This is a genomic window from Peribacillus aracenensis (assembly GCF_025175645.1).
In the GTDB taxonomy this organism is placed as follows: Bacteria; Bacillota; Bacilli; order Bacillales; family DSM-1321; genus Peribacillus; species Peribacillus aracenensis.
On the sequence record NZ_JANZMJ010000104.1, the window covers coordinates 1 to 764 of the forward strand.

The window sequence follows — 764 nt, forward strand, 5'->3', positions numbered from 1 at the left end:
GTTGGAATTGAGCCAACAGGCCACTACTGGATGAACTTAGCTAATTTCTTAGATCATTACGGTATCCCACTAGTCATGGTGAATCCAATGCATGTCAAACGATCGAAGGAACTAGACGATAATTTACCGACAAAGAACGATAAAAAAGATGCATTAGTCATCGCTCGTTTATTGAAAGATGGGCGTTTTAGCTATCCACGTTTATTAAAAGAAGTTGAAGCAGAACTTCGTATCGGATCTACTCTTCGTTCAAAGTTAACGGAAGATTTAGCGAGTATTAAAAACCGAATCATTCGTTGGCTTGATCGTTATTTTCCCGAGTTTACTCAAGTCTTTCCGGCTTTCGGAAAGATGGCTCTAGCTACATTGGAAATGACTCCGTTGCCACAGGATATCGATGGAAAAAGTGCTGAGGAGCTTGTCTTTCTTTACCGTAAGGTAAAGGGAATGAGAGCCCCACAGCTACCAAAAGCAAAGCTACTCATTGAAGCAGCGACGAACTCAATTGGACTGACAGAAGGGACAAAGATGGCCCGACATGAAATTGCCACGCTCCTGCGTCAGTATCGCTTACTAGAAAACGAAATTGAATCTGTGAATAGTCAATTATCCGAAATGGCCCAAACAACTATGGAATATGAGCTACTGGCTTCAGTTCCTGGATTAGGAGATGCAACCATTGTTGATTTGCTTTCAGAAGTTGGAAGCTTTTCACTTTATGAAAATCCACGCCAATTGATTAAACTAGCGGGATTAACATTACG

1 protein-coding gene is annotated in these 764 nt (G+C 41.4%); it reads left to right on the forward strand.

Annotated elements, in window-relative coordinates:
* Positions 1–764 (forward strand): IS110 family transposase (locus N0M92_RS29195; protein WP_260289035.1); only part of this gene is annotated, 764 nt, incomplete at both ends.